Consider the following 24,789-nt stretch of genomic DNA (forward strand, 5'->3'; position numbering starts at 1 on the left):
TGATAGGTGAGCATGAAGACCAAGCGCTCATCGATGCTTTTCCAATGCGGGGAGGGACATGTTCAGCGAGATTTCAGAGCTGCCGGATGTGCTGGGCGATTTCACGCCTGGGGCGGTCTGCTCCGATCGCGCCAGATGGAGCGCTGTGCCGCAGGCGGTACGGGAGCTGGTCATTGGCGAGGCCGAAGAGACGCTTGCGCGCACCTTTCCGCTGATCACGGCGTCGGATTACCGGGAGTTCACCGCGACAGGCAATCGCGCGCACTTCGAGGAGCTATATTTCACGCGGCGCCGGATGCTCAACAATCTGGTGCTCGGCGAACTCATCGAAGGCGGAGGGCGATTCCTGCCGAAGATCGTCGATGGCATCTTCCTGATCGCGGAGGAGAGCGGCTGGCAGCTTCCGGCGCATAACGCCTATGAACGAAGCGGTGCGCGGCTGCCGCTTCCCGACAATTCGCAGCCGGTCGTCGATCTCTTCGCGGCCGAAACGGCGGCGCTGCTTGCCACCATCGTCGCATTGCTGGGCGACGAGCTCGACGACATCAGCCCCGAGATTACGGCACGCGTCGAGCGCGAGATCGAGATCCGCATCCTCTCGCCCTATCTCGCCCGGCATTTCTGGTGGATGGGCCGCGGCGAAGAGCGGATGAACAACTGGACGACATGGATAAGCCAGAACATCCTATTGACGGCCTTCTCCCTGAAAACAGATCAACCCACGCGTCACGCCGTCGTCAAAAAGGCGCTCGGCAGCCTCGACGCCTTCCTGACAAACTATGCCGAAGACGGCGCCTGCGAGGAGGGCGTGCTCTATTACCGCCACGCCGCGCTCTGCCTGCATGGTGCTTTGACCATTCTGGATAGGGTGGCGCCGGGCCTGTTCGGCCGATTTTGGCAACAGCCGAAGATCCGCAACATGGCTGAATATATCGCTCACATGCATGTGGCCGGCCGCTATTATTTCAATTTCGCGGATTCTTCCGCGGTGGTCGAACCCTGCAGTGTGCGGGAATATCTGTTCGGACAGGCGGTCGGCTCTGAGATGCTGGCTAAGTTCGCAGCGGCCGACAGGGCCGCTTCCGGCAATCCGCACCTGCCGGGGGAATGGAACCTCTGGTATCGCGTGCAGGAACTGCTGGTCGGCCCGACGCTTCCCGCTGCCGCCGGGCCGCATCCCGCATCCCGACGCGATATCTTCTATCCCGGCATCGGCCTGTTCATCGGCCGCGACGAGCAGTTTTCGCTTGCCGTCAAGGGCGGCAACAATGGCGAGGGCCACAATCACAACGATGTGGGGAGCGTGACGCTCTACAAGAACGGACATCCGTTCCTGATCGATGTCGGCGTCGAGACCTATGCCGCAAAGACCTTTTCGGCGCGGCGCTACGAGATATGGACGATGCAGTCGGCGTTCCACAACCTGCCGACATTCGCAGGCGTCATGCAGTCCGCCGGCGAAGCTTTTGGCGCGCGCGATGTCGAGGTCGGGTTCGACGAAGGGAGCGCGCGCATATCGCTCGATATTTCAGACGCCTATCCCCCCGAAGCGCAGTTGCACAGCTATCGGCGCGTCGTTTCCCTGCTGCGCGGCCGCCATGTCGAGATCGTCGACACCTATGACGGGGGCAAGCCGGCGGTCCTGTCGCTGATGACATGCCTGGCGCCGACCGTCAGCCCGGACCGGATCGATCTGGCAGATCTCGGCAGCATTTTCGTCGACGGCGCCGGCGAGATCGAAATCGACGAGATCGTCGTGGAGGACGCCCGGCTGAGATCGGCCTGGCCCGAAAAAATCTATCGGCTGCGCGTGAGCTTTGCCGGCAGGCTGCTGAGATTGCGAATCGTCTAGAACAGGATGATTTCAGGCCGGGTCGGCCTAAAATCTGAATCCTGTTCTAAATTAAATAGTTAGAGCATGATGTCGTCCGAAAACCGCTCACACTTTTCGGCATCATGCTCCGGGGAGGGCGAGCATGGAATTGACACTGAAGATCGTGGATGCCGATGGGGCGGTGCTGGCGCGTTCCACAGGCCGGGACGAGACGTTCCTGGTCTATCGCCAGAGCTATTGCGAAGGCGATCGCGTGGTCGTGGAGGTCTCCGAGCCCGGACATGTCTTCCTCTCCCTTGATGGCGCGATCCAACCCGGCCTGGTCTATATGAAGGAATGCGCCTATTCACTCGCCGTACCCTTCGGCGATAAGCGCAAGCCCTATTCGCCGAATGCCTTCAGGGGCGATATCCACCGGCTTTCAGCGCGAAGCATACGCCCTGACGAGATTGTCCATCGGCGCAATCTCGCCCTCAACCCCTGGGACGATCACGCCAATCGAGCTCTGTTTCCGCATGCGCGCGCCAATGTCGAGACCCGCGGCGAAGCGGTCTTCGCCGCGCGCAACGCGATCGACGGCGAAAAGGCCAATGACGATCACGGCTTCTGGCCCTATACGAGCTGGGGAATCAATCGCGATCCGCAAGCAGCACTGACGGTGGAATTCGGCAGGCCGGTCAGGATCGACGAGATCGTTTTCTATCTTCGGGCTGACTTCCCGCATGATTCCTGGTGGGAGGAGGCTAGCGTCACCTTCTCGAACGGCAGGACCTCCTGCTTTCCGCTGGTGAAATCGGGCGCCGCCCAGGCCTTTCCGATAGAGCCCTGCATCATCGAATGGGTGGAACTGCACGGCCTGATCAAGGCCGGGGACGCCTCGCCCTATCCGGCGCTGACCCAGATCGAGATCTGGGGAACGGAAGTGCCGGAGACCGGGCTCAGCCGGTCCGCCCTTCCTATCGCGCTATGAGCCTGTAGACAGCCTTGCCCGTGCCGCGCTCGGCGGGCCGTCGTTCAGACGGTTCCAGGCGCGGCGGAGCTGCCGCGCCGAGCCGAAGCCGGCGCGCATCGCGACGGCCTCCATGTCCAGCCTTGAACCGGCGAGCATCTCGCGGGCAAGGGCCACGCGCATAAGGTTGACGAAATCCGTCACGCTCATGCCCGTCTGCTCGTTGAACAGCCGTGAAAGGTTGCGCGGGCTGGCGCCGCTGAGGCGGGCGAGCGACGCCACCGACCAGTCCTCAGACGGGTTGGCGGCGACGGCATCCTGTGCACGGTGAATGACCGGGTGGATATGGTTGCGACCTTCGAGCCACGGCGAAAGCTGCGGATCCGAGCCGCCGCGCCTGAGATAGACGACAAGATATCGCGCCACCGCAAGCGCGCAGGCATGTCCCGCCGCTTCGGCAACGATATGCAGCATAAGGTCTATGCCGGCGGTGATGCCGGCGCTCGTGAGGCGGTCTCCATCCTCGACATAGAGCCGGTTATCCCGGACGCGCGCGGTGGGCGCGAGCCTCGCCAGGTCCTCTATGCAGGCATGATGGGTGGTGCAATCGCGGCCGTCGAGCATGCCTGCCTCGGCAGCGAGCAATGCGCCCGAGCAGATCGAGATCAGACGAATTCCCGGAAGAATGGCGCGCTTCAGCCATGCGACGATGGCGGCCTGGTCGGCGCGCTCCTGTTCGTCCCACGGGCGGTTGGTTTCCATCGGGGCGTCGGCGCTGCCGGCAACGACGACGAGCGCGTTATCGGGCAAGCGCTCGGGTAACGCGGCGACGCCCGTAACGGCAAGACCGATTGAACTGCCGACCGTCGCCGATGGGCCGATATAGGTGACGGTAAAACGCACCGTGCGCTGTTCGAGGTTCGCCTTGCGCAGCACTTCGATCGGGCCGGCGACGTCGAGCAGCAGCACGCGCGGCGGCACGACGACGAATACCGGAATATCGAAGGGCTGCGCGGCGTCGGTCATGCGGCGAGAGACTTTCCGCTCCCCGCCAAAGCCTGTTCGACGGTTGTGATGCGAGCGAAGCGGCCCGACAGGACCAGCTCGGTTCGATCCCGGATTTCCTTGGCGCTCCAGGTGCGTCCTGCGGCGTCGGTCATCGGGAAGGTCAGGGTCGCCTCGCCGACATAGTCGACTTGATAGCCGAGATCCGAGGCATGGCGGGTCGTGGTTTCGCAGCACTGTTCGGTGCGGATGCCGGAGACGAGGATACGACGAACGCCGTTCTCGGTCAGCCACACGTCGAGACCCGAACCGACCAGAGCGCTATGGCGCCTCTTCCTAAACGTCGCCTTGGGAGCGATCCTGAGCGGGGCGAGTGTGCTGACGAACCCGGATGCTTCCGAAAACGGCCCGTTTTCATTGACATGGAAGATCTGGATGATGGGTATTCCATCGGCTTCCGCGCCGTCGATCAGAGCCTGCTGACGATCGATATAGGCGGAAGCGAGGGTTTCATCCCAGTAATCCCGGTGTCTGAAGGACTCCTGGGCGTCGATAACGAAAAGGACAGTATCATGGCCGGACATTTTTTGCTCCATGCAGGTTGATCATGAAGTCATATTCGGCGATTTGAAGACAGGGGAAAATGCGCGCGTCGGACAAATAGCGGACAATTCGCGCCAATATCCACACTCGGGGGCGACCTTGCCCCAAGAGCCTCGGGCCACATCCAGCACCTGCCGGTCGGGCGTACATAAACGGCCACGCAATTCCGGATCAGGTCTCAGCTTGTAAAGCTGCGCAGATCTCTTAGCAGGTTGCGGTACCTGGCTTGGCTGCCGACCAGATGGTCGCGCATCGCGTTGCGGGCGGCCCGATCATCTCTGTCAGAGATGGCGACGACAATTGCCTCGTGCTCCTTGTGGATCAGCTTTCGATAGGCGGTCTGTTCGGCGGTCCTCGTTTCCGGAACGAGCCTCGACTGCGGGATGATCGCCGAGCCCTGCGATTCCAGGAACTGCCTGAACAGCGGATTGTTCGTGGCTTCGGCGATTGCGGCATGGAGCTCGAGATCAGCCTCGCGAATGGATTGATCGCTCTCAATACATTGGAGGATTTTCCGGTGGCATTCGAAAATCGCCTCCTCCTGTGCGGGCGAGCGGCGCAAGGCCGCAAGACCGGCGGCCTCGATTTCGACAGGTGTTCTGATCTCGAGGACCTCAAGATCGGAGGCGACGCGGGCCTTGTCGACTTTCCGCGCGGAGAGCGAGGGATCGGCGCCGAGTACGAAAATCCCGGCCCCTTGGCGCACCTCGACAAGCCCGTCGGAGCGAAGTGCTGCCACTGCCTCGCGCACGACGGTGCGGCTGACGCTGTGGGTTTCGGTCAGTTCGTGCTCGCTCGGAAGCTTGTCGCCAGCAGAATACTGGCCGCTCAATATGGCTTGCCGGAGACTTTCGCCAACCTGTGAGACCAGCGAGCCGGAGCCTTTGCTGCGATCCTTCATCTGCATAGCCACGCCTGACCCCCGCATCGGCTCTTGATCCGAATGCCGCTCAAACGCGCGGCACTGCGAATTCACGATTCATCACACATGTATGACAAATTTGCCCACCTTTCAATGGACAAGGGCCAACCAGCGGAATCCGGCACCGCGCTGGCGTCTTTCGACGCGGCTTTGGCATAGGTGTGCGGATCTGGAGAAGCACTCACAACCGCTTGGTCGACTCCCCGCGCACGAACTTCGGCGTCAGGATAAAATCCTGCGGGGGTGCTGCGGCAGCCTCCGGGCTTGCTATTCTTGCCAGGAGGCGCTGGGCCGCCAATTCCCCGAGCTTCTGCGCATCCTGCACCACCATGGTGATGCGAGGGGTGATGACATTGCTCCAGGGCACGTCGTCGACCATCGCCAGCGACACGTCGTCAGGGCAGCGGAAGCCCATCTCCTGCATCACCTGCAGTGCTGCGAGGCCGGTCATGTTGTTGGCTCCGATGATGGCGGTCGGCCGGTCGCGACGGGTCAAGAGGCGCATCGCCTGCGCATGACCGCCGGTCCTGGTGTAGCCGCCTTCGACTACCAGCGAAGGGTCGATGTCCACGCCGGCGCCGGCCATTGTGTTGATGAAGCCCTTCAGGCGCTCGTCGGCGGTGTGCAGGCCACTCGGTCCGGAGATGAAGCCGATGCGCCTGTGACCGAGCTGCAGCAGATGTTCCGTCAGGATGGTGGTGGTCAGCGGGTTGTCGGAGCCGACAAAATCGCGTTCGGCGCCTTCCAGCTTCTGGTCGAACATCACGATCGGGGTTTTGAAGTCGCGCAGGAACGTGGCGTACTCCTCGCCGCGCCCGTTTGCCGCCAGCGCAATGCCGGCGATCTTCTGCGCCTCTAGCCGCTCCAGCAGCGCCCGTTCGAGATCAGCCCTGCCGGAGGAGTCGGCGATCAGGACGAAATAGCCGTGATCGAGCGCCTGGTGCTCGATCTCTCGACGGATGTCGCCGAAGAACATGTTGCCGAGATTGGCCGAAACGAAACCGATCAGCGAGCTGCGTCCGCGCGCCAGCGTCTGGGCCACCGGGTCGATGCGGTAACCGGTCGATTTTATCGCCTGCTGGATGCGGTCGAGCGTCTCGGCGCCGACCCGCTTCGGGCTGTTGAGCGCAAGCGAGACGGTCGAGATGGAAACTCCCGCAAGGCGCGCTACGTCTCGTATCGTGGTCATGTCTGTCGAACCGGTTCTAATGCCTTGTTATGTCCGATTTTATTGGTTGGCGCAACATTCATGCTTCAAATCAGTTGTTTCATCGGGTTTCTTAGTGATTTTGTGGTCGCGAATTTCGACTTGACAGACATTGGATCAGGCGAGATGATCATTTACCGAACCGGTTCGATATGATGTTGAACCGGCAAACAGGGAGGAGAAACCTGTGACGAGTTCGGAACGCCAGCCGGAAAATCCGGCATCGGGAGGGGCGGAGAAACGCGCCTGGTTCAGCCAGGATCGCCTGGGCATGTTCATCCATTGGGGCCTCTATGCTTTAGGAGCCCGGCACGAGTGGTTGAAGAACCGGGAAGAGCTGACCGACGACCACTACCAGCGTTATTTCGACAATTTCGATCCCGATCTCTACGACCCCAAGGAATGGGCGCGGCGAGCCCGTCTTGCCGGCATGAAATATGTCGTGGTGACGACCAAGCATCATGAGGGCTTCTGCCTGTGGGACAGCAAGGTGACGGACTACAAGGCGCCGAACACGCCCTGCGGCAAAGATCTGCTCACGCCGCTGGTCGAGGCGTTCCGCGCCGAAGGGCTGAAGATTGGCTTCTACTATTCGCTGCTTGACTGGCACCATCCCGATTTCCCGATCGACGTTCACCATCCACTGCGCAACCATCCCGACGCCAAGGCGCTGAATGCCGGCCGTAACATCGCCAACTACGCTGCCTATATGCGCGAACAGGTGCGCGAACTTCTGACCGGCTTCGGCAGCATCGACATCATCTGGTTCGATTTCAGCTATCCCGGGCGCGACTATCATGGCCTGCCCGGCAAGGGGCGCGCCGATTGGGAGAGCGAGCGGCTGGTCGATCTGGTGCGCGAGCTGCAGCCCGGCATCATCGTCAACAACCGCCTCGATCTGCCGTCCGGTACCCTGCCCGACGTAACGACACCGGAGCAGTATACGCCGCGTGTGGCCCCCGCCATCGCCAGCCAAGGGGTGCTCTGGGAAGCCTGCCATACCTTCAGCGGCTCCTGGGGGTATCATCGCGACGAAGATACCTGGAAAAGCCCGGAACAGATCATCCAGTTGCTCATCGATTCCGTCGCACTCGGCGGCAACCTCCTGATGAATGTCGGCCCGACCGGCCGCGGCACGCTCGATGCGCGCGCCATCGGGGCGCTCGAGGTCTATCAGAACTGGATGGCCGTCAATGGGCGTTCCATCTACGGGGCAGGGCCATCCCGCTATCCGGCGCCGGCCGGCTGCCGCTACACCCAGCGCGGCAACCGCCTCTATCTGCATGTCTGCAACTGGCCCTACCGCCACATCCATATCGAAGGTCTTGCCGACAGGATTGTTTATGCGCAATTCCTGCATGACGCCAGCGAAGTGCGCTGGCTCAGCCAGACGAAGGAAGTGGATTCCAACATCGGCGTGATGGTGCCGGAAGGCATGATCACGCTCGAACTGCCGGTCCGGCACCCGGACGTTACCGTGCCGGTGATCGAGATCATCCTCAAGGCGTGAGCTCGATCGCACTCGCGTGTCCTTTGCGTTCATGGAGGGAGGAGAAACCCATGAAGGTTCTGAAGAAAACGCTTTTGCTTGCCGCTATCGGCAGCAGTCTTTTTGCCACAGCCGCATCGGCCGAGCAGGTCAACTTGACCTGGCAGATGTGGACCGGCTCCGAAACCGACACCAAGAGTTGGCAGCACCTGGCGGAGATGGTGAGTGCCAAGTATCCCGATATCAAGGTGACGCTGACGACGACGGGCTGGGTCGACTACTGGACGCGGCTGCCGGTGCTGGCGGCATCGGGACAGCTCGCCGACATCGTGTCCATGCAGTCGCTGCGCATGCCGAACTTCTATTCGCTGCTCGAGCCCCTGAATGACCGGATCGAGGCCGATAAGTTCGACGTCGCCGCCTTCACACCCTCGATCATCGGCGGCATGTCCGTCGACAAGCAGCTTTACGGCCTGCCTTATGACGTCGGGCCGTGGGTCATCTATTATAACCAGGACGCGCTCGAAGCCGCCGGCATTCCGTTGCCGAAGCCAGGCTGGACGCTTGCTGAGTTTACCGATGCCGCCAAAAAACTGACGAAAGACGGCAAGTACGGCTTCGGCATCACCCCGACGAACTATTCAGTCCTGGCCGCGGCCTGGGGCGATAAATACGTCAACGACGCCGGCGAGCTTGACTTGACCAGTGCGAGCGCAGTTGCTGCCGCCGACAGGCTGATCGGCTTTGCCGCCAAGGATAAGATCGCGCCGCTGGTTCCATCAGGTGGCGCGAATCCCGGTGATGTCGTCCAGGGCCGGTTCAATTCGGGCAATGTCGCCATGTATATCGACGGCCCCTGGTCGATCATCGGCATGAAGGGCCAGGCGAAGTTCAAGATCGGCCTCACCACCCTGCCGCGCGATGAGGGCGAACTTTCGGCCGTGACCGCAGGCTCCGGTTTCGGCATTTCCACGACGAGCAAGAACAAGGACGCGGCCTGGAAGGCGATCCAGGTGCTGACCAGCACGGAAGCCTTGTCCTATCTCGCCGAGCAGGGTCGTGCCTTGCCGGCGCGCACGGCGTCGCAATCGGCCTGGTACAAGGTGGCGGCCAAGGACATCACCAATGGCGGCGAGGCCATCGACTATTCCCTGGCGCACTCCGTGCCTTACGTGATCACCAACAACTGGGCAGCGGTGGAAAACCTCTTCAACCAGTACTTCCCGCCGGCTTTCGCCGGCAGCGTCGAGGCCAAGCAGACGATGGAGTCCATCCAGAGCCTTGCGCAGCAATAGAGCCAGCGCGTCCGGCAGGACGCGCCGTCGCCTTGAAATCTGCGCATGATCCTTTCGGAAAATCGATTCCGATCTTCGGGTCATGCGCCAGCTCTCGCTGCGGCAGGACCTGTCGTGCATGGAGGAAGACATGTCGCAAAGCGCTGTTGCCGAAGTTCCCTTGCAGCCCGGTCAGCCACGGCGCTTCCTGAAGCCGGAGACGCAGACAGCCATGCTGTTCCTGCTGCCGAGCTTCCTCGGCTTCATGGTCTTCATGGCCTTGCCGATTTTGGCGTCGCTGGCGCTCAGCTTTACCAACTGGCAGCTGATCTCGACGCCATCCTTCGTCGGCTTTCAGAATTACATCAGGCTCTTCACTGTCGATCCGGCCTTCTACATCGTTTTGAGCAACACGCTGTTCTTCGCCGTCGAGTATCTGGCGCTGAATATTATCGTCTCGCTGACGCTGGCGGTCTGGATATCGAGCCTGAAGCGCGGCAAGGCGATCTTCCGGGTAATCTTCTTCCTGCCGACCTTTACACCGACCATCGCGGCGTCGGTGGTGTGGTTGCTGATCTTCACGCCGGACGGCCTGGCCGACACCATTATCCGCGCGCTCGGCCTCGGCCTGCCGAATTTCCTGCTGAGCTCGAGCTGGGCCATGCAGGCGGTCGTGCTTGTCACCCTGTGGGCGAATGTCGGCTATAATGTCGTGATGTTCAACGCCGCCCTCGACCTGGTGCCGAAGCACTATCTCGAGGCGGCGACGATCGACGGCGCCAATGCCTGGCAGCGCTTCTGGCGCATCCGCCTGCCGCTCATCTCGCCGACCATCTTCTTTGGCACCGTCATGACGGCGATCACCTCGCTGCAGGTCTTCGACGAGATATTTGCGATGACGCGCGGCGGCCCGGGCTCGGCGACGGCCACGCTCGGTTTTGCCATCTACCAGAAGGGCTTCACCAACTTCCAGATGGGTTATGCCTCCGCATTGGCCTGGGTGATGTTCGTCATGATCATGGCGCTCACCATCCTGCAATTCCACATGCAGCGCAAATGGGTGCATTATGACGATTGACCCGAACTCACGGCATCCTCATTCGGTGTCCCAGCATCGTCACCGCATATTGCGGCGCGTCGGCACCTTCGTCAGCTACACGGCACTTTCGCTGATCGCGCTGCTTTTCCTCTTCCCCTTCTTCTGGATGGTGTCGAATGCGGTGCGCTCCAATGCCGAGGTGATGGCCGTGCCGGTACGCATCTTCCCTGAGGAGTATCATTGGGGAACATTCGTCGAAGCCCTGGTTTCCCTGCCGTTCGGAACCTTCCTGTTGAATTCCTTCGTGGTCGCCTGCGGCGTTACGGCGATTGTGATTGCGGTATCCTGCCTGTCCGCCTACGCCTTCGCCCGGCTGAGGTTTCCCGGCCGGGAGGGGCTGCTGCTTACCTATCTCAGCACGCTGATGATCCCGCAGGTGATGCTGGTCATTCCGCTCTTCCTCATCGTCAGCAAGTTCGGCTGGATCAACACCTATCACGGCATGATCCTGCCGGTCGCCTTCAGCTCTTTCGGCACCTTTCTGTTGCGGCAGTTCATTCTCGGCATTCCCAAGGATCTCGACGAGGCGGCGATGATGGATGGGGCTTCCCGCCTGCGCATTCTGGTCACGGTCATCGTTCCGCTTGCAATGCCGGCCATCGGCCTGCTGGCGCTGTTCACTTTCATCGCGCAGTGGAAGAGCTTCCTCTGGCCGCTGATCGCCACCAGCGGCGTCGAAATGGCCACGCTGCCGCTCGGGCTCACCCTGTTTCAGACACAGCAGGGCACCGCGTGGAACTACATCATGGCCGGTGCGACGATCTCCATGGTGCCCGGCGTCATCCTGGCCATCGTGCTGCAGAGGGTGATCTACAAGGGCATTACCGTCAGCTCCGGCTTTGGTGGGCGCTAATCTTCATAAGAACAAAGATTTAAGCGCATCGCATCAAGTTTGCTGTGATGCGCTTCAAGTCCGGTCGATCTCCACCGAAGAAGGCGCTCCTGCCGCCGCAAGATCATACCCTCGCGCTTAACTTTTGCTTCCGGAGGAAAAGTAAAATTTAACCAAAATTTGAAATAACCCTTTCACATCCGAATTGCGCAGGGGAATTCATGAAAACGGCTACGCTTGCATCCATCGCCTTGGCGATATCGATCTCTGCTGCCCATGCCCAGACGATCGGGGTTTCGATGTCCGATCTCGACAAGTTCAGGACGGCACTTCTGAACGGCGTCGTCTCGCATGGACAGACGATATCAGGCCTCAAGCTCGTCACCGAGAGCGCCAAGGGCGACAACGAACTTCAGAAGAAGCAGGTCCAGCAGTTCGTTGCCGACAAGGTCGACGCGATCATCGTTGCCGTCTCCGATGGCGATCTCGGGCCGCAAATGACCAAGATGGCGGCAGATGCCGGTATTCCGCTGGTTTACATCAACAACGTTCCTTCCAACCTACTGGACCTGCCGGATAATCAGGTGGTGGTCGCCTCCAACGAGAAGGATTCTGGAACACTGGAGACCAAGCAGGTCTGCGCGCTCCTCAAAGGCAAAGGCCGCGTCGTCGTGCTGATGGGCGAACCCTTCCACGCGGCCGCCCGCGCCCGCACCCAGGACATTTCCGACGTCATCGCCACCCCAGAATGCAAAGGCCTTCAGATCGTCGAGCGACAGGCCGCCTATTGGTCGAGCGATTATGCCGACCAGCAGATGCAGGAATGGCTGTCGGCCGGCGTCAAGTTCGACGCGGTCATCGCCAATAATGACGAGATGGCGCTCGGCGCGATCCGCGCCATGAAGAAGGCCGGCATGCCGATGAAAGATGTGGTCGTCGCCGGCGTCGACGCGACCGACGACGCGCTCGCCGCGATGGTGGCCGGCGATCTCGACGTGACCATTCTCCAGAGCGCCGTCGGACAGGGGGCTGCCGCTGTCGACGCCGCCGTCAAGTTGATCCGCAAAGAGAAGGTGCCGCGCGAAAACAACGTTCCCTTCGAACTCGTCACACCTGAGAACATTGCCACCTATCTGCCGAAGAGCCAGTGAGCATAAGAGGACTATGATGTTGCATTTCTGGAATAAATTCGGCATTCGCGCACAGATCACCTCCGGCTTTGTGCCGCTGATCCTGTTGATGAGCCTGCTCACGGTCAGCGCCATCTCGGGTATGAACGGGCTCGCCTCGATCTTCTCGTCCTATCGCGCCACGGCCGGTCAGAGTCTCGCCATCTCGGACTACAGCGACCAGCTGAACGAGATTCAGATGTCGGCGGAAGCCTTCCGCTCCACCCCGACGCAGGCTGTCGTCGACCGCTTCCGCGCCGGCGTGAAAGCGTTTGACGCCGACGATCCGCGTTTTGCCGGCAACAGGGACCTGCAGTCCGGCCTTGCGGCAATCCGCCAGGACATTGCCACCTATGGCAAGGCTTTCGAAGAGATCGTCGCCCTGCAGGCCAGGCGTGATGCCTTGATCTCCAAGGTCACCGAATTCGGCCCCTGGACCAGCATCGCGCTCAACGACGTCGTGCGCAGCGCCTGGCGCCAGAACGATGTGGCCCTGCTGCAGATGACGGCGGCGACACTGGAGGCGTTGAACCGCAGCCTCTATTTCTCCGAACGCTTCGTGCATTCCGATGATTTTGCGGCCTATGACACGGCGCAGGCGGCACTCGCCGAAGCGGTCACGCTCAACGAAGCCGCTGCGAAAGCCGCAAAGAACGAGCTGCAGAAGAAGCGCCTGATGGGCGCCGGCCAGCTCATGCAGAATTACACCGCTCGTCTCGGCGACATGAAGGAGGTGCTGCAGGCCTCGGGCAATATCCGCCAGACGCAGCTCAGCGTGCTTGCACCGAAAATCTCACGCGGCTTCACGGATCTGCAGGCGACGGTAACCGGCGCGCAGAAGACCCTTGATGGTTCGGTGGATGCAACGGTTGCCTCCGCGACCAGCACGACGCTCGTCATCAGCGGCCTGCTAATCGTCATCGGCCTCGTACTTTCCTACTTCGTCGGCCGGCTGATTTCCTCGGCGGTGCGCAAGATGGCCCAGTCCATGGAGCAGCTTGCCCGTGGTGAGGAAGGGATAGCGATAACCGGCGTCGAGCACCGCCACGAACTGGGGGCCATGGCGCGTTCGCTGAAGGTTTTCCAGGAAACGGGGCGCGCCAAGTTGATCGCCGAAGCCAACGCCGAACGCGCGCGCCTGGCGGCCGAAGAAGAGCGGCTCCGTCAAGAAGCCGAGCGGCTTAGCGATGCGCAGGTGATGGAGCACGCGTTCCGCCAGATCTCAGTCGGGCTGGACGCACTCTCGAAGGGCGATCTCACCGTTCGCGTCGGCGAAGTCGACCATCGCTATGTCAGGATCCGGGATCATTTCAACAATTCTGTCGCGAGCCTCGAAGAGGCGGTCGACTCCGTCATTCGCGCGGTCTCCACCATCCGCTCCGGCCTTGCGGAAATCTCTACCGCCTCCAACGATCTCGCCCGCCGCACCGAGCAGCAGGCAGCCTCGCTGGAGGAGACCGTCGCGGCGCTGGGTGACGTCACCCGCGGCGTCAACGGAACGGCGGAGGGCGCAAGCCGTGCCCAGGGTGTCGTGGCAACCGCCCGCACCAATGCCGAAAAGGGCGGAGAGATCGTTGCCCGCGCCATCGACGCGATGACGGAAATTCAAAATTCGTCGTCCAAGATCGGCAACATCATCAGCGTCATCGACGAGATCGCCTTCCAGACCAACCTGCTGGCGCTGAATGCCGGTGTGGAAGCGGCGCGCGCCGGCGAGGCAGGCAAGGGCTTTGCCGTCGTCGCCCAGGAAGTCCGCGAGCTCGCCCAGCGCTCCGCCAACGCGGCAAGGGAGATCAAGCAGTTGATCTCCACCTCCTCGGCGCAGGTCAAGACCGGTGTCCAGCTGGTGGGCGAATCCGGCCTTTCGCTCGAACAGATCGTCGAGCAGGTCACCGCCATGAATGCGACCGTGGCCGAGATCGCCGTTGCCGCCCGCGAGCAGGCGACGAGCCTGCGCGAGGTCTCGGCTGCCGGCGACCAGATGGACAAGGTGACACAGCAGAACGCCGCAATGGTCGAAGAGACCACGGCGGCCGCCCAGAGCCTGACACATGAAACCGAAAGCCTTGCCGAATTGCTGCGGCGATTCAGGACGGGCAGCGGCCGGGCATCGGAACATCGCCACTACGCTATGGCATCCTGACGCCCTGTCGATGCAGCCAGGAAAACGCCGCCGCCTCGAAAGGGCGGCGGTGAGCGATCATCGGCCAGCGTCGCCTTAATGGCTCTCTGATGCCGGACCGTGAGAGTGGCCGGCAATGCTCTTGCGAACGTGACGAACTGCCGCCCAAACGGCGAAGAGTACGAGCGGGATGGCGCCGAGAACGGCGAGCTTCGACACGTGCGGATCAACGCCCAGTTCGGAGATACTTTCCAGGCAGATCTTTGCCAGCCCGACGGTGTAGTAGGTTATGGCGATGACGGAGAAGCCTTCGACCGCCTGCTGGATATGCACCTGGATGCGCGCCCGCTCTTCCATTGATGTCAACAGCGACGCGTTCTGATCTTCGAGCTGAACCTGCACGGTCGTCCTGAGCAGGTCGCCGGCCAGGCTCACGCGTTCGGCCAGTTCGTCGAGGCGGCGTTCGGCGGCTTCGACCGAGCGGACGGCTGGTTGAAAGCGCCGGTCGATGAAGGTGCCGATCCTCTGGCGCTGCTCGACGCGCACCTCGCGAAGCTCCGACGTTCTGCTTGCGACGATCTCGGCATAGGCTTTCGTCGCGCCGAAGCGGTGGCGGGCGAGAGCGGAGAAATTGAGCACATCCGACGAGAGCTTGGTGACCTCGGAAAGCAGGGCCTTGTCGACCTTGACCGCACTCTGCATATGCGCGATCAGCAGGTCGAGGCGCCGGTCGAAGACGGAGAGCTTCGATACCGTCTCGCGCGCCATCGGCAACGCCAGCAACGCCATCATCCGGTATGTCTCGATCTCCAGGAAACGCCTGACCATGCGGCCGGTGCGATAGGCATTGAGGTTGCGGTTGAAGAACAGGAATTCGACGAAACCGCTGTCGGTCAGCCGGAAGTTCGAATGCACTTCCGCATCGCCGCCGCCGACTTGCGACGCGACATAGTCGAGCTTCGGTTTTTCCGAGCGCTGCCCGTCCTTCTCGTCCCGCACCAGCACCCGGACGGCTGCGATGACCTTGCCGTCGATCTGCCGGCAGCACGCCTGAAAGGCTTCCGGCGGGTTGCTGCCGGGTTCGGCCGATGCTGGAACGACGAAAGTCAGGGTCAGGAACTCGGTATGCGCCTCCCACTTCAGCCGGCCGTCGCCAATGCGGCCGATGCCGTGGTTGCCTTCGCGGGTCGTGGAGACGTCCTCCAATCCCGGCACAGAATTTGGTATCTGAGGAGGGGCATTCTCGCCGACGATGGCGACGTGCCACACATCCGTATCACCATCGAAGTAAAGCGACGGCCGCGCGTGGAGCTCGTTGTGAAGTTCCCTTCGCAGCGGATGCTCGGAGCCCATCGGCATGGAAATACACCTCTATATGGGTAGACAGTCGCTGGGTCGCCTGATGTAACCGGGTTGCCGGCATGTGTGAGTTGACCATGGCGCCTGCGAGCCGGCGAAGGCTGACAACGCCTATAGCCTCTCCCGAACCGCATGTCACCATGCCTTCGCCAGTCGCCGCCGTTCCCAGCATCGTGCCGCGGAACTGGCGACGCTACCTTTCTTTGCGGCAGTTGTAGCGTGCTTCAGATCGTCGACCATTGGAAACCGATCAAAGTGTCGGAGAGGACGCCAGGAGGAGCAAAAAAACGATCAGCCACGGCCCGTTGCGAGGCCGTGGCTGACGCAGCGCGCAATCTGTGGGAGACAGGCGCGGCCGGTTACTTGTTGGCGGCGAGCGCCTGGTTGACCTTGTCGACGTCGGCATTCATTGCCTTGAAGGTCTCGTCGAGGGAAAGCTCGCCGACGATCAGCTGGCTCATCCTCTGGACGATGAGCTGATAGATGGCGGAGGAGCCCTTGAGGCGTTCCAGGTCGCGGGCTGCCTTCGGTGCGCTGTTGCGGCTTGCGAGGAAGACGGCCATGGCCTCCTTGGCATTCTTGCTCTCGAGCTTGTATTGCGGGTCCTTGATGTCGGCACCGGTCAGGATGACGTAGTTTTCGGCGATTTCACGCTGGACCTTTTCAGAGCCGAGGAACTCGATGAAGGCGGCGACGGCCTCCGGATGCTTGGTGCGCTTGAAGCCGACGATCGCGGTGCCGCCGGGCATCGCATAGCAACCGGCATCGCCGCAGGGCGCGCTGATCGCCGTCCAGTCGAAGGCATCGCCGATCTTCTTCTGGAATGGATTGACCATCCAGTTGCCGGCGACATACGTCACGACATTGCCGTTGACGAATTCGTCGCCCATGTTCTTGTACTGGGTTCCGCCGGCCGCACCCCACATTTCCTTGGGGAAAGAGCCGTCCTTCGTCCAGTTGTAGAGATCGGTGATGTAGCGCTTGGCGGCATCGTCGGGGAAGAAGAACTTGCCGTCCTTGACGTAATTCGAGCCGTAGGAGAAGGCCGCGCCGGAGAAGCGATGGCCCGAACGGTCCATCGTGAAGGGGATCTGGGCGCCGGTCGCCTTGGCGACGCGCGCCGAGGCTTCGACGATATCCTTCAGCGTGGCTGTCGGCTTCGGAAGCGGTTCATTCGCCTGTTCGAACAGCGTCTTGTTGACGAAGGGCAGGTTGAAGGTCTGCGACGCGACATAGCCGTTGATCGAGTTCGGATCGTTGACGCCCGGGAAGCGAAGCGTGTTCAGGCTCTCGCCATGCAGCTTGGCGAAGCCATCCGGGTCTTTCATCAAGGGTCGCATGTCGAGATAGTAGGGCGCCAGCTGCCAGTCGGTGATCTTGGCGATGTCAGGACCTTCGCCGATGGCAAGCTGTACCGGCAGCTGCTTGGCGACTGCGTCATAACCCGACGAGACGAAATTCACCTTGATGTCGGGATGCGCCGTCTCGAATTCCTTGCTGAGCGCTTCCATCCGCTCGACATAAGCCTGGTCGTCGTCGGTGAAGAGAAAGGTGATTGTCTGGGTTTGCGCCATGGCCGTGCCGGCCCATGCGAAAGAAGCGGTTGCCAACGCCAGTGCGACGGCCCCTGATAGATAGGTTTTCATTTTCATCCTCCCATGAAAACATTTTCATCAATCGCGGCATCAGCCGTCGATAAATGAATTTCATATACTTGACATTCGTTCCGTCAAGCTATTTTCTGCGGCAATAGCGATGTTTTTGAGCATTTTGCAAAAATAGCGTGCACAAAGAAACTAATGAAAATATTTTCATTCGATTGCGGAGGAGGCGGTCTGTGAAAACGGAATACATCAAGCAGCCCGACGATGTGGCGCCAGCATATAGCGTGGCCGAAGGGGAGACGATCACGGCATGGGCCGTTTCCGGCCTCATCGCCAGCTATTTTCCCGGCGAGCCCGCGCCGGCCGAAGACCGCGTGAACTATCGTTTCATCAACGGCTTCGTCGATGTCGGCGACCTGCCCTGCCGCAAGGCCTTCTGGTCGACCATGGTGGGACGGCCGCTACTGCCCGACACGTCCTGGCCGACCGAAAGCCTCAATCTTCCCGGCTCGAACCGCCGCGTCGAGTTCACCGGCTTCTGGCACGTGCCGACGCATCTGAGGCGATGGCTGAAGGGCACGTTCAGGACGGCGTCCGCGCGAACTCTCAATCTCAGGCTGAAGACCTGCGGTGGCGTTCGCATATGGGCCAACGGACAGGAGGCGGTGCGCTTCGAACCCTTCAAACGCAACGTCGAGAGCACAACCGACATAAGCCTGCCGCTTAAAGCCGGCGACAACCAGATTCTCGTCCATACCGAAGACCTGGCCGAGCGCGACACGACGTGGTTCTTCGAACTCGAGATGCTGGACGGCGAGCCGCTCTGCGTGCTGCTTCCCGTATCGCTGGACCAGCACGAGGTCCGCGAGCTGGAAGCCCTTGCGCGCGGCGTCCGCCCGGCCCGCGACGTCTTCGTCAATCAGCCGCTGGAGATCATATTCGGTACCGCGCCCGAACGCGATCTGCCGGTGGAGCTCAAGGTCGTCGGCCATGGTCACGAACGGCCCGTTCTCGCGCACTCCCGATTGACGCTCAAGGCCCATCAGAGCAGCCTCACGGCCGACGATGTCTGCGGCATAGCGGACGGTTATCACGGCGTCCACATGACGATCGGCTCCGGCACGGGCTCGGTTACGCGCGTCATCGATGCTGCCTTCATGAGCAGCATTTCTCCCTTGACATCAGAGACATCGCTCACCGCCCGCAAACGGCAGGCACTGGAATACAGCGCCCGCTTCGGCGCCAACCGCGTCGGGCGCCTCATCGCAATAATGGAAACCGGTCACCACGACCAGGAAAGCTTCGACCGCATCATCGACGCCACGCTCGCCTCCATCGATGCGCGGGAGGATTGCTCTGATTTCATCATGGTGCCGCTCTTGTGGCTGCTCGGCGCCTATGCCGATCGGATGCCCGATGCCGTAGTCGCTCGTATCCGGCATTCTGTCCGCTCCTACCGTTACTGGGTCGACGAGCCGGGCAACGACGCGATGTGGTTCTGGAGCGAGAACCATGTACTCTGCTTTCACACGAGCCAGCTGCTGGCCGGACTTCTCCTGCCCGACGAGGTGTTTTCGGCTTCGGGCCGGACGGGGCGGCAGCAGGCGGAACTTGGCCGCGAGCGGCTCGGCCGCTGGTTCGACAGCGTCGAAGCCCATGGGTTGGCGGAGTGGAACTCGGCCGCCTACTACCCGATCGATTTTATCGGCCTGCTGGCGCTGGAGCGCTGGGCCGAGACGGCGATGTCAGCGCGCGCCCGCGCCCAGATCGATCTCATCTTCCGCATGATCGCTCTTCATACGCTCGCAGGCGTTCCGGCCGGATCGCAGGGCCGCGCTTACGACAAGGAGTTGCGCGCCGGCCCGCTGACCGAGCTTGCGCCCTTCGCCCAGGTCGCTTTCGGAACCGGCTGGCTGAACAACGGTGTTGCGGCACTGACGATGTTCTGCGCCGGCGGCTACGAGCCGCCCGCCGATCTGGCCGAGCTTGCGGCGCTGTCGCGAGGAAGAAGCGTCGAGGCGCGCTACAACCAGGGCCTCGAGAGCGGAAAACTCGTGCTGTTCAAGAACGAGGCGGCGCAGCTTTCGACAGTCGTCGATCACAAGACCGGCCAGAAGGGGCATCAGCAGCATGTCATCGACATCAGGCTGGCCGGCCATCCGATGGCGAGGCTGTGGGTGAGCCATCCTGGCGAGGACGATCCGTGGGGCAATCAACGGCCGTCCTATTGGGCCGGCAACGGCATCCTGCCGCGCGTCGCCCAGCATCGCGACGTCGCTCTGCTGATCGAGGACACCAGCGATGCACGCAATGCATGGACCCACGCCTATATTGGCCGTGACGGCCTGGACGATCTCATCATCGAAGACAAGTGGCTTATTGCGCGATCGGGCCGGGGATTTTCCGCCCTCTGGGCGTCGAACGGCCTGGAGCTGATCACCGACGGCCCGACCGCCGGCCGCGAGGCGCGCTCCTACGGGCCGCTTTGCGGCTGGGCTGGTATCGTCGGATGCGGCAACGACGATGCCTTCAAGACGTTCATCGAACGGCTGTGCCGGACGACGATTTCCTTCGAGCCCGAGCTCCGGCGACTCTCCCTGACGCCGCCGGGCGGCCCGGCGATCGACCTGTCCTATGCCGACGGTCTTACGATCGGCGGCGAGGCGAGGCCCTTCACGCATGATCAGCCGCAGCCGATCCTCACCTACGACAGTGCAGCCTCCTGCGCCGGCACTGACGGGCCGTTCTACTCCTAAAAACATAGGTCTCCAGCATGAACACAACATCTGTCGATAATGCCGCCCTCCTGACGACGATCGATCGCGTGGCAACGGCTTTCAGCCGGCTCAGAGGCATCAAGGAAGGTCTCGTGACGGGAAATTCCGCCTCCGGAATCCAGTTCGACGAATGGGACTGGGAAGTCGGCGTCGGCCTTTACGGCTTCCTGCGCCGCGCCATTTCCACCAATGATCAGAAAGCGCTGCAGGAACTCGTCGCTTGGTATGCCGGCCAGATCGAACGCGGCCTGCCGCCGCGCCAGATCAACAGCACGGCGCCGATGCTGCCGCTTGCAATCCTCGTCCAGCATGTCGACCGTCCCGATTTTCGCGCTCTCGTCGAGGACTGGGCCGAATGGCTCGTCAAGGAACTGCCGAAGACCGAAGACGGCGGCTTTCAGCACGTCGTCAAGGAGCGCCTCAACGATGGCGAATTGTGGGACGATACGCTGTTCATGGCCTGCCTGTTTCTCGCCCGCGCCGGTGTGCTCTGCGAGCGCAGCGAGTGGATCGACGAGGCCGTCTATCAATTCGTGATCCACACCCGCTATCTCTCCGATCCGGTCAGCGGGCTCTGGTATCACGGCTGGACCTTCAACGGGCGGCACAATTTCGCCAATGCCTTCTGGGCGCGCGGCAATGCCTGGATCACCGTCGCCATCCCCGAGCTCTTCGACCTCGTTCCGACGCTCGGCGAGAAGGACCGGCGTTTTCTGTCGAACGTGCTCGTCAGCCAGGTGCGCTCCTTGAAAGCATACCAGCGGCCGGACGGCATGTTCACGACGCTTCTGGACGATCCGTCGTCGCCGCTGGAAACCTCGGCTACGGCAGGCATTGCCTATGGCATATTGCGCGCCATCGATGCCGGCATTCTCGACAAGGACGACAGGACCTATGCGCAGCGCGCGCTTGCTGCGGTGCTGGCGCAGATCGACGAGGAAGGCGTCGTCCACGGCGTCTCGGACGGCACACCGATGGGCCATGACCTCGATTTCTACAGGCGCATCCCCAACGTGCCGACGCCTTATGGCCAGGCGCTGACGATGCTGCTCCTGACGGAAGTCTTTCTCGAGAACGGCCGTCGCCAATGAGTATCCGCTCCCTCGTCGCAATCGAGGCGCTCGACGGCGACAATACCGACCGCCTGCAGTCGGCCATCGACGGCCTGTCGGTTTCGGGCGGCGGACGCGTGGAGCTCATGGCCGGCACCCATGTCTGCCGCGGGCTCCAGCTCAGATCCGGCGTCGACCTTCATCTGGCCGTCGGCGCGATCCTGCGTCCCGTTCCGGATTATGCCGCCTATGCGCATACGAGTGTTTCGGTGATCGCCGAAAAATCGGACCGCGGGATGATCGTCGCCAAGGATGCGCGGCGGATCAGCCTGACGGGGGCGGGTCGCATCGAAGCCGGTTGCGACAGCTTCATCGTGGGGGACGACGAGACGGTGGGAACTTTCATCCCGGCCGAATTTCGTCCCCGCGTCGTCGTCTTCGAGGACTGCGACGAGGTCGAGATCAGCTCCGTCCATATCAGCCGCTCGCCGATGTGGACGCTGCACTTCGTCAACTGCACCGATGTCGCCGTCAGGAACGTGACCATCGATAACGACCGCCGTCTTCCCAACACCGACGGCATCGTGCTGGATGCCTGCCGCGGCGCCGTCATCGAGGACTGCCGGATATCGACGGCCGACGACGGCATATGCCTGAAGACGAGCATCGGTCCTGATCGCGTCGCCATCGGGCGATGCGAGAACATTCTCGTCCGCCGCTGCGCTGTCCAGAGCCTCAGCTGCGCGCTGAAGATCGGCACGGAAACGCATGGCGACGTCACCAATGTCGTGTTCGAGGATTGCAGCGTCTCATCCTCCAACAGGGCGCTGGGCGTCTTTTCGCGCGACGGCGGCCGGATATCGAACGTAAGGTTTTCGAGAATTGCGGTAGAGTGCCGCGAGACCCCCGATGGCTTCTGGGGCTCGGGGGAGGCGCTGACCGTCAATGTCGTCGACCGAGTTACGGAACGCACGGCAGGCGCCATCGAAAATCTCATCGTCGAGGACATCACCGGGCGGATGGAGGGGGCGATCACAGTCATTTCGACCTCGCCGGCCGGCATCCGGAACGCATCGCTGGCGCGCATCGCCATCGATCAGCAGCCTGGGCAGCTCGGCACGGCACGGTCCTACGACCTGCGTCCAACGAACGCCGACCTTTCCCCGAAAGCCGATGGCGGCGGCCGCGCCAATGCCTGGACCCGCGGGTCGGACGGCCGGGTGATCGGTCTTGAGCACTATCCTGGAGGAATGCCGGCCGTCTACGTGGCTGATGTCGCCGGGATCTTGATGAACGAGGTGCGGATCACGAGGCCGACACCGCTGCCGCAAGGCTGGAACACAAAAGACGCCGTCTTCGAAACGGCGGCACCTGATGGGAGTGGGACATGGCAGAACTGAAACTTTCCAACGTCAACAAGTCGTATGGCTCGGTCAAAGTCCTGCATGACGTCGAACTCGATATCAAGGACGGCGAGTTCGTCGTCTTCGTCGGTCCGTCGGGATGCGGCAAGTCGACCCTGCTGCGCGTCATCGCCGGCCTCGAAGAGGTGACGTCAGGCGCAATCGCGATCGGGGCGCGCGACGTCAGCGCACTCTCGCCGGCCGAGCGCAAGATCGCAATGGTCTTCCAATCCTACGCGCTCTATCCGCATATGAGCGTTCGCAAGAACCTCGCTTTCGGCCTGGAGAACCTGAAGTTCAAGCGTGCCGAGATCGAGGCGCGGATTGCCGAAGCCGCCAGGATGCTGGCGATCGAACCCTATCTGGACCGGCGTCCGAAGCAGCTTTCGGGCGGCCAGCGCCAGCGCGTGGCGATCGGCCGGGCCATCGTGCGCGAACCTGACATTTTCCTCTTCGACGAGCCGCTGTCCAATCTCGACGCAGCGCTACGCGTCCAGACCCGGGCCGAGATCACCAAGCTCCACCGCGACATCAAGACGACGATGATCTATGTCACGCATGACCAGGTCGAGGCGATGACGATGGCCGACAAGATCGTCGTGCTGCGCGCCGGGCGGGTCGAGCAGGTCGGAGCACCGCTGGACCTGTTCGACAGCCCGCGCAATCTCTTCGTCGCGGGCTTCCTCGGCTCGCCGCGCATGAACATCATCAAGGGCAAGGTATCAGGCGTCAGCGAAAGCGGCGTCGTCATCGATGTCGGCAACGGTGGCAGTATCGTCAGCGATGTCGATCTCGCCGGCATTGCGGTCGGCCAGGCCGTTCTCGCCGGCATCCGGCCCGCGCATTTTTCACGCTCCAGCGAGCAAGGCCTGCCGTTCATCGTCCAGTATCACGAGGGCCTCGGGACCGAGACCTATGTTTACGGCAACCTTGCCGGGCAGGACGAGCAGATCATCATTCATGAGGCCGGCCATTTCGCGCCGGCGCCTGGTGACCCAATCCTGATCGACGCCGCTCCGGGGCGGGTTCATCTGTTCGATCCCGAAAACGGTCTGGCTTTTGCCCGGCGGCCCGGACAGGGGAGGCGCTGAACATGGCGGCCCTCAAGGCAGGTGCATTGCTGTCCCAGACGGGGGAAACGGCGATGAGAGTAGTCGAAGCCCCGATAAATGTGATCGAGCGCATCTTCGGCCGCAAGCGTATGCCATGGCTGTTCCTGGCGCCGAACCTCATTCTGTTCGCCATCTTCACGTTTCTTCCCATAGCGATCGCGGTCGGTTATGCCTTCACCGGCGGGACCAACCTTTTCGTCTCGGAACGCCCCTTCATCGGCCTGGACAATTTCCGCACGCTGCTTTCTTGCGGCAATTATCTGCAGCCGGGAACCTGCCAGGAATCGCTGTTCTGGACAGCTGTGTGGAACACGCTCTGGTTCGTGGCCTTCAATGTCGTCGCTACATTGCTGGTGGCGCTGATCACGGCGCTGATCCTCAATCGGGCGATCGTCGCGCGCGGCTTCTTCCGCGCGATGTTCTTCTATCCCGTCCTTCTGTCTCCCGTCGTCATCGGCCTCATCTGGAAGTGGTTCCTGGATCGCAACGGGCTGCTGAACGCCTTCTTCCAGATGGTCGGTATTCCTCCTGAGATTTTTCTTCTCGATGTCGGCTGGTCGCGCTTCTTCGTCGTCGTGGTGTCGGTCTGGTTTCACATGGGCTTTTACACGCTCATCCTCCTCGCCGGCCTCCAGGCGATCCCGAAGGAGCTCTACGAGGCTGCCTCGATCGACGCCGCGTCGCCGCGCCGCACGCTGTTCAGGATCACGCTTCCGCTCCTTGCTCCGAACCTGCTTGTCGTATTCATCCTTCTGATGATCAAGTCCGTGCAGATCTTTGACGAGGCTTGGGTTCTGACCAACGGCGGCGGTCCGGGCACGGCCAACAGCTTCATCGTCCAATATATCTACCAGATGGCATTCAGCAGCGATCTCCGCCTCTTCGGACTTGCCTCCGCCGCATCGGTTCTGATGGGGTTGGTGCTTCTGGTTCTCACCCTCATACAGTTGCGCCTCGGCAAGCGAATGGAGTCCTGA

General features: G+C 61.8%; 19 protein-coding genes. 13 read left to right on the top strand and 6 right to left on the bottom strand.

Annotated elements, in window-relative coordinates:
- Nucleotides 1-58 precede the first annotated feature (58 nt).
- Both RWJ89_RS02065 and RWJ89_RS02070 read left to right on the top strand, forming a co-directional pair.
- Nucleotides 59-1,852, top strand: a complete 1,794-nt coding sequence (locus tag RWJ89_RS02065) for a heparinase II/III domain-containing protein (RefSeq protein ID WP_131641306.1) — start codon at nucleotides 59-61, stop codon at nucleotides 1,850-1,852.
- A gap of 124 nt (nucleotides 1,853-1,976) precedes the next feature.
- A complete protein-coding gene (locus RWJ89_RS02070; protein ID WP_027664707.1) occupies nucleotides 1,977-2,804 on the top strand; it encodes a carbohydrate-binding protein in 828 nt (275 codons plus the stop codon).
- Here the strand turns inward: RWJ89_RS02070 and RWJ89_RS02075 are convergent.
- From RWJ89_RS02075 to RWJ89_RS02090, 4 genes are all read right to left on the bottom strand, one after another.
- Nucleotides 2,799-3,809, bottom strand: a complete 1,011-nt coding sequence (locus RWJ89_RS02075) for a GlxA family transcriptional regulator (protein WP_077976871.1) — start codon at nucleotides 3,807-3,809, stop codon at nucleotides 2,799-2,801. The two genes, RWJ89_RS02070 and RWJ89_RS02075, sit on opposite strands and share 6 nt — an antisense overlap.
- Complete coding sequence (locus RWJ89_RS02080) at nucleotides 3,806-4,384, bottom strand: isochorismatase family protein (RefSeq protein WP_316030492.1); 579 nt, start codon at nucleotides 4,382-4,384, stop codon at nucleotides 3,806-3,808. The genes RWJ89_RS02075 and RWJ89_RS02080 overlap by 4 nt, the downstream gene beginning before the upstream one ends.
- Before the next feature lie 185 nt (nucleotides 4,385-4,569).
- Complete coding sequence (locus tag RWJ89_RS02085) at nucleotides 4,570-5,298, bottom strand: FadR/GntR family transcriptional regulator (RefSeq protein ID WP_077976873.1); 729 nt, start codon at nucleotides 5,296-5,298, stop codon at nucleotides 4,570-4,572.
- Nucleotides 5,299-5,494: 196 nt separating this feature from the next.
- Complete coding sequence (locus tag RWJ89_RS02090) at nucleotides 5,495-6,502, bottom strand: LacI family DNA-binding transcriptional regulator (protein ID WP_316030493.1); 1,008 nt, start codon at nucleotides 6,500-6,502, stop codon at nucleotides 5,495-5,497.
- A gap of 205 nt (nucleotides 6,503-6,707) precedes the next feature.
- On the opposite strand from RWJ89_RS02090, the gene RWJ89_RS02095 reads away from it, so the two are divergent.
- From RWJ89_RS02095 to RWJ89_RS02120, 6 genes are all read left to right on the top strand, one after another.
- A complete protein-coding gene (locus RWJ89_RS02095; RefSeq protein ID WP_316030494.1) occupies nucleotides 6,708-8,030 on the top strand; it encodes an alpha-L-fucosidase in 1,323 nt (440 codons plus the stop codon).
- A 50-nt stretch (nucleotides 8,031-8,080) separates the two neighbouring features.
- A complete protein-coding gene (locus RWJ89_RS02100) occupies nucleotides 8,081-9,304 on the top strand; it encodes an ABC transporter substrate-binding protein (protein ID WP_131662692.1) in 1,224 nt (407 codons plus the stop codon).
- Nucleotides 9,305-9,386: 82 nt separating this feature from the next.
- The gene (locus tag RWJ89_RS02105) at nucleotides 9,387-10,361 is read left to right on the top strand and encodes a carbohydrate ABC transporter permease (protein WP_206105845.1); all 975 of its coding nucleotides are present in this window, start codon (nucleotides 9,387-9,389) and stop codon (nucleotides 10,359-10,361) included.
- Complete coding sequence (locus RWJ89_RS02110; RefSeq protein WP_221946451.1) at nucleotides 10,351-11,235, top strand: carbohydrate ABC transporter permease; 885 nt, start codon at nucleotides 10,351-10,353, stop codon at nucleotides 11,233-11,235. The genes RWJ89_RS02105 and RWJ89_RS02110 overlap by 11 nt, the downstream gene beginning before the upstream one ends.
- 200 nt (nucleotides 11,236-11,435) lie before the next feature.
- A complete protein-coding gene (locus tag RWJ89_RS02115; RefSeq protein WP_131641299.1) occupies nucleotides 11,436-12,365 on the top strand; it encodes a substrate-binding domain-containing protein in 930 nt (309 codons plus the stop codon).
- Nucleotides 12,366-12,381: 16 nt separating this feature from the next.
- On the top strand, nucleotides 12,382-14,526 hold the full coding sequence (locus RWJ89_RS02120; RefSeq protein ID WP_316030495.1) for a methyl-accepting chemotaxis protein: 2,145 nt from the start codon (nucleotides 12,382-12,384) through the stop codon (nucleotides 14,524-14,526).
- A 75-nt stretch (nucleotides 14,527-14,601) separates the two neighbouring features.
- Here RWJ89_RS02120 and RWJ89_RS02125 read toward each other — a convergent pair whose 3' ends face one another.
- Together RWJ89_RS02125 and RWJ89_RS02130 are read right to left on the bottom strand one after the other, a co-directional pair.
- Nucleotides 14,602-15,864 carry a DUF3422 domain-containing protein gene (locus tag RWJ89_RS02125; RefSeq protein ID WP_131662695.1) on the bottom strand — a complete coding sequence of 421 codons (1,263 nt, stop codon included), beginning with the start codon at nucleotides 15,862-15,864 and terminating at the stop codon, nucleotides 14,602-14,604.
- 359 nt (nucleotides 15,865-16,223) lie between these two features.
- Nucleotides 16,224-17,510, bottom strand: coding sequence for an ABC transporter substrate-binding protein (locus RWJ89_RS02130; RefSeq protein WP_316028270.1), 1,287 nt, complete (start codon nucleotides 17,508-17,510; stop codon nucleotides 16,224-16,226).
- Nucleotides 17,511-17,701: 191 nt separating this feature from the next.
- Here RWJ89_RS02130 and RWJ89_RS02135 point away from each other — a divergent pair, with 191 nt between their 5' ends.
- From RWJ89_RS02135 to RWJ89_RS02155, 5 genes are read left to right on the top strand one after another with little or no spacing between them, the layout of a single operon-like run.
- Nucleotides 17,702-20,224: a hypothetical protein gene (locus tag RWJ89_RS02135; RefSeq protein WP_316030496.1), complete on the top strand. Its 2,523-nt coding sequence runs from the start codon at nucleotides 17,702-17,704 to the stop codon at nucleotides 20,222-20,224.
- 17 nt (nucleotides 20,225-20,241) lie between these two features.
- Nucleotides 20,242-21,336, top strand: coding sequence for a beta-galactosidase BglB (gene bglB, locus RWJ89_RS02140; protein ID WP_168280961.1), 1,095 nt, complete (start codon nucleotides 20,242-20,244; stop codon nucleotides 21,334-21,336).
- Nucleotides 21,333-22,697 (top strand): polygalacturonase PglB, encoded by a 1,365-nt coding sequence (gene pglB, locus RWJ89_RS02145; RefSeq protein ID WP_168280959.1) that lies wholly within the window; start codon nucleotides 21,333-21,335, stop codon nucleotides 22,695-22,697. Before bglB ends, pglB begins: the two co-directional genes overlap by 4 nt.
- Nucleotides 22,685-23,791: an ABC transporter ATP-binding protein gene (locus tag RWJ89_RS02150; RefSeq protein ID WP_168280957.1), complete on the top strand. Its 1,107-nt coding sequence runs from the start codon at nucleotides 22,685-22,687 to the stop codon at nucleotides 23,789-23,791. Before pglB ends, RWJ89_RS02150 begins: the two co-directional genes overlap by 13 nt.
- A gap of 2 nt (nucleotides 23,792-23,793) precedes the next feature.
- Nucleotides 23,794-24,789 (top strand): carbohydrate ABC transporter permease, encoded by a 996-nt coding sequence (locus RWJ89_RS02155; RefSeq protein ID WP_168280955.1) that lies wholly within the window; start codon nucleotides 23,794-23,796, stop codon nucleotides 24,787-24,789.

The organism is Rhizobium sp. 10PS4 (assembly GCF_032464805.1).
Lineage (GTDB): Bacteria > Pseudomonadota > Alphaproteobacteria > Rhizobiales > Rhizobiaceae > Rhizobium > Rhizobium laguerreae.

Bases quoted from the DNA above. Each gene is read 5' to 3' on its own strand.
- RWJ89_RS02065 (WP_131641306.1), top strand. From the start codon at position 59: ATGTTCAGCGAGATTTCAGAGCTGCCGGATGTGCTGGGCGATTTCACG.
- RWJ89_RS02070 (WP_027664707.1), top strand. From the start codon at position 1,977: ATGGAATTGACACTGAAGATCGTGGATGCCGATGGGGCGGTGCTGGCG.
- RWJ89_RS02075 (WP_077976871.1), bottom strand. From the start codon at position 3,809: ATGACCGACGCCGCGCAGCCCTTCGATATTCCGGTATTCGTCGTCGTG.
- RWJ89_RS02080 (WP_316030492.1), bottom strand. From the start codon at position 4,384: ATGGAGCAAAAAATGTCCGGCCATGATACTGTCCTTTTCGTTATCGAC.
- RWJ89_RS02085 (WP_077976873.1), bottom strand. From the start codon at position 5,298: ATGCAGATGAAGGATCGCAGCAAAGGCTCCGGCTCGCTGGTCTCACAG.
- RWJ89_RS02090 (WP_316030493.1), bottom strand. From the start codon at position 6,502: ATGACCACGATACGAGACGTAGCGCGCCTTGCGGGAGTTTCCATCTCG.
- RWJ89_RS02100 (WP_131662692.1), top strand. From the start codon at position 8,081: ATGAAGGTTCTGAAGAAAACGCTTTTGCTTGCCGCTATCGGCAGCAGT.
- RWJ89_RS02105 (WP_206105845.1), top strand. From the start codon at position 9,387: ATGCGCCAGCTCTCGCTGCGGCAGGACCTGTCGTGCATGGAGGAAGAC.
- RWJ89_RS02110 (WP_221946451.1), top strand. From the start codon at position 10,351: ATGACGATTGACCCGAACTCACGGCATCCTCATTCGGTGTCCCAGCAT.
- RWJ89_RS02115 (WP_131641299.1), top strand. From the start codon at position 11,436: ATGAAAACGGCTACGCTTGCATCCATCGCCTTGGCGATATCGATCTCT.
- RWJ89_RS02120 (WP_316030495.1), top strand. From the start codon at position 12,382: ATGTTGCATTTCTGGAATAAATTCGGCATTCGCGCACAGATCACCTCC.
- RWJ89_RS02125 (WP_131662695.1), bottom strand. From the start codon at position 15,864: ATGCCGATGGGCTCCGAGCATCCGCTGCGAAGGGAACTTCACAACGAG.
- RWJ89_RS02130 (WP_316028270.1), bottom strand. From the start codon at position 17,510: ATGAAAACCTATCTATCAGGGGCCGTCGCACTGGCGTTGGCAACCGCT.
- bglB (WP_168280961.1), top strand. From the start codon at position 20,242: ATGAACACAACATCTGTCGATAATGCCGCCCTCCTGACGACGATCGAT.
- pglB (WP_168280959.1), top strand. From the start codon at position 21,333: ATGAGTATCCGCTCCCTCGTCGCAATCGAGGCGCTCGACGGCGACAAT.
- RWJ89_RS02150 (WP_168280957.1), top strand. From the start codon at position 22,685: ATGGCAGAACTGAAACTTTCCAACGTCAACAAGTCGTATGGCTCGGTC.
- RWJ89_RS02155 (WP_168280955.1), top strand. From the start codon at position 23,794: ATGGCGGCCCTCAAGGCAGGTGCATTGCTGTCCCAGACGGGGGAAACG.